The following is a 3,716-nucleotide window of genomic DNA, read 5'->3' on the forward strand; positions in this document are numbered from 1 at the left end:
TCTCATTCAATGCCCCACTAAAAATGGGGGGATTACCCATACATTGCTGCCATCCTTCCCTTGCAAATGATAATTTATCCTCTCTTGCCATCGCCATTGAGCTTATCCGAAAACTGCAGAGACTCCCCCAGCGCCGCCTCTCCTATCGGTTTCTTTTTGTTCCAGGGACAATTGGCTCCATCGCATGGCTTGCTCAAAATACTGAGAAAACAAAAAATATAAAAAATGGTCTTGTTCTCAGTTGTTTGGGTGATAAAGGCTCTTTTACCTACAAAAAAGCTCGGGAGGATTTTGCTAGTATCAATGCTATCATGGCTAAGATCTTGTTCGACCAACCCAAAGCACGCATTTGGGAATTTGAACCCTATGGCTACGATGAGCGCCAATATTGCTCTCCCGGGTTTAACTTGTCGGTGGGTTGCCTGATGCGCTCGCCTAATGGAACTTTTCCTGAATACCATACTTCAGCGGATAATCTTGATTTTGTAACTCCATGCGCCTTGGAAGAATCTCTATCCATTCTCCTAGATTTAATCACCATTACTGAGAACGCTCTTTATCCCGTAAGTACAAGTCCCTATGGGGAACCCCAACTCGGAAAGCGTGGCCTTTATCCCTTATCGCCCAATATATCGAAAGCCGATCACACTAAAAATGATATACTTGATCAATTATGTCTTTTATGGGTATTAAACCTTGCGGACGGCAAAAACTCCATTCTCGATATAGCAATTCGTTCTAAAAAATCGTTCCGGGCCATTCTTTCTGCGGTTGAACTTTTACAGGATGCCGACCTTCTGAAACTTTATTCAGACAAACAGCCAAATGCTTTCTCAACATAGTAATAATGCAATATATATTGATAATATTCTCCTTTTATCATGAATTTTTATATTATTAACCATCAATAATCTATGTCATTATCCATTACATCCCTGTGCAGGAGCACTTATGAATCCCAAACTTCCTTTTTATAATCGTGTCGCTCTTGTTACTGGTGCAGGCAGAGGGATTGGCAAAGCAGCCAGCCTTCATTTGGCTAAGCTTGGTGCATCGGTTATCTGCGTAGCCCGCACGCAATCTGAAGTAGAATCCTGCGCGACAGAAGCAGGACCTAAAGCTTTAGCTGTCCCGTGCGATATTACCTCACCGCACTCCCTGCAAGAACTCATAGCTAGGACTCATGAGCGTTACAAGCGCCTGGATTATCTTATTATTTCGTCTGGTATGTTTCACCGGGGTTTCTTAGCTGAAACTCTTTTGTCTGATTTTGATAAACTGTTTGCGGTGAATGTTAAGGCCCCCTTAGGCCTCATACAGCATGCTTTGCCTCTTCTCCGTGAGAGCAACGGGCAGATCGTCATTGTCAATTCTTCTATTATCCGCGCAACAAATACGGCTGAGAGAGGTTTGTACGCTTCTACACAGTCAGCTCTAAAATCCCTAACTGACGCATTACGAGATGAAATTAATGCCGAAGGAGTTAAGGTTATTTCCATTTTGCCAGGAACGACGGCAACCCCACGCCAAGAGGCCATTCATCAGGCTTTAGGAAAACCGTATAACCCTCGATTGCTTCTGCAACCACATGATGTGGCTATCGCGTTATGTAATAGCCTTCTTTTGCCACTAACAGCAGAAGCCACAGACATTTTTATCCGCCCCATGCAGAAGTTCGATACCGTGGGTTGAAAACGATGTAATGTGTAATTCCAAACTGAGAATATTAAGCCAGGGTAAAGGCTACAGTCATTTCAGGTTTATTTATGAATTCACATTTATTTTCCCACTTCAAAACGGCATAATTCTCCGATAGACAAGCGTAAGGCAAGGAATACAATATGAAAATTTCTCAGTGGATGGAACAATCCGGTGTTAACTTTGGCACCAGCGGCGCGCGTGGCCTTGTCAGTAAAATGACTGATATTGTGTGCTTTGCCTACACCATGGGATATCTTCAGCACCTTGCCACGTTAGGTGAATTTTCTCCGCAGACCATGGTAGCAGTTGCAGGCGACTTACGTCCTAGCACGCCACGTATTATGGGAGCCTGTATTGCTGCGATAGAATATATGGGAGGCAAACCTTTATTCTGCGGTTTTGTGCCTAGCCCAGCATTGTGTCACTATGCTTTCTCATTGAAAATTCCTTCCCTTATGGTTACAGGCAGCCACATTCCCGCTGATCGCAATGGCATTAAGTTCAATCGGGCCCAAGGTGAATTTCTCAAAAATGATGAAGCGGCTATGAGAGCCCAAGATGTCAAGCTACCAAGAGAGATGTTCGATGCAGACGGTATGCTTATAAAGTCTGTTGCGTTTCCTCCTATTACTGACGTTTTGCCCGATTTCATCGCCCGCTATCGTAATTTCTTTGGTCCGGACGCTCTTTCTGGCTTTTGCCTAGGTATTTACCAACATTCTGCCGTGGGTCGAGATGTTCTGGTCGACATTGTAGAAAGCTTGGGCGCTGAAGCCATCCCTCTTGCAAGATCAAAAAGCTTTGTTGCCGTTGATACTGAAGCCGTTCGCCCTGAGGATGTTGCTCTCGCCCGTAAATGGGCGGAACCGAGAAAGTTTGATGCCATTCTTACCACAGATGGTGACTCTGACCGGCCATTGCTGGCAGACAGAGACGGAAATTGGCTACGGGGAGATGTATTGGGAATTCTCGCATCTCGTTTCCTCAAGGCGGCTTCAGTCACCACCCCGGTGAGCAGCAATACCGCTTTAGAAAAAGCAGGGTTTTCTCAGCATATGCAACGTACACGCATTGGCTCTCCTTTTGTCATTTCTGGAATGATGAAAGCTATAGAAGCAGGTATGACGCCTGCCGTTGGCTACGAGGCCAATGGTGGCTTCCTCTTAGGATCAGATGTGACATCTGAAGAGCGCACTCTTTCTGCTTTGCCTACCCGTGATTCCGTTCTTCCAATGATTTGTGCACTGGTTGCAGCCAAGCGAGAAAAGGAAGGGCTTTCTGGCCTTGTGAATGATTTGCCAAGACGCTTTACACAAAGCGATCGTTTGACAGAGATGCCTACGGAAAAAAGTTTGAACCACATAGATCTCTTACGGAAAAATCCAAGCGAAAATGTGGAAAATCTTGGCTTCTCTGAAATCTGTGGATCTCTCTCTCATATTGATGAGACAGATGGTTTGCGAATGACTTTTCAAAATGATGATATTGTTCACCTTCGCCCGTCTGGCAATGCTCCTGAATTGCGCATTTATGTTGAAACCGACAGACCTGACCGTACGGAGACTCTTCTCCAACTGGGCCTCCACATTTTGGCTAAATGGAAGGAACCGTTGCCAGAGAACCAGTTACAAAACTCTCACAAATGATTTCATCATCCGTAAAAACAACTATGAAGAGATTTCTTAATGATAATACTATTATGATAGAATTCTAAAATTAAAGGAATTTTTTGAATTTAGTTTTATTTTATAATGAGTTCGTCAATAAGTTTCTCTGTGCCTCCCGTTCCATAAAAATATCGGGAGCAACAGGAGGATTTATTCGAATCCCTGCTTCACGTTGCTGTAAAGCAACTCGCGCAGTAGCTGAGACCAACATTGCAATCAATAGATAGAAATCTAGAAGGCCTAAGGTTGGACTTGAAATACAGGCGGCAACAATTCCCCCCGTAAGGGCGGAAAGCGTCCCGTCAATAACGGTAATCCCCCCATTTTTAGTGGGGCATTGAATGAGAA

General features: G+C 44.4%; 3 protein-coding genes and 1 pseudogene. 3 read left to right on the forward strand and 1 reads right to left on the reverse strand.

Annotation, left to right across the window (positions count from 1 at the left end):
* The 3 genes from AD944_RS16045 to AD944_RS00995 all read left to right on the forward strand — a co-directional run.
* A partial coding sequence (locus AD944_RS16045; protein ID WP_156477227.1) for a DUF4910 domain-containing protein occupies positions 1-842 on the forward strand: 842 nt, incomplete at its 5' end.
* Between the two features lie 109 nt (positions 843-951).
* The gene (locus tag AD944_RS00990; protein WP_045543199.1) at positions 952-1,692 is read left to right on the forward strand and encodes an SDR family oxidoreductase; all 741 of its coding nucleotides are present in this window, start codon (positions 952-954) and stop codon (positions 1,690-1,692) included.
* 167 nt (positions 1,693-1,859) lie between these two features.
* Entirely contained in the window at positions 1,860-3,347 is a 1,488-nt protein-coding gene (locus AD944_RS00995; RefSeq protein WP_179946505.1) for a phosphomannomutase, read from the forward strand.
* Between the two features lie 100 nt (positions 3,348-3,447).
* Here AD944_RS00995 and AD944_RS17200 read toward each other — a convergent pair.
* Positions 3,448-3,716 (reverse strand): annotated as a pseudogene (locus AD944_RS17200) (hypothetical protein); the annotation flags it as partial.

Origin of the sequence: Acetobacter tropicalis (assembly GCF_001580915.1) — a bacterium.
In the GTDB taxonomy this organism is placed as follows: Bacteria; Pseudomonadota; Alphaproteobacteria; order Acetobacterales; family Acetobacteraceae; genus Acetobacter; species Acetobacter tropicalis.

Excerpts from the sequence above, each read along its gene's own strand:
- AD944_RS00990 (WP_045543199.1), top strand. The coding sequence starts at position 952 with ATGAATCCCAAACTTCCTTTTTATAATCGTGTCGCTCTTGTTACTGGT.
- AD944_RS00995 (WP_179946505.1), top strand. The coding sequence starts at position 1,860 with ATGGAACAATCCGGTGTTAACTTTGGCACCAGCGGCGCGCGTGGCCTT.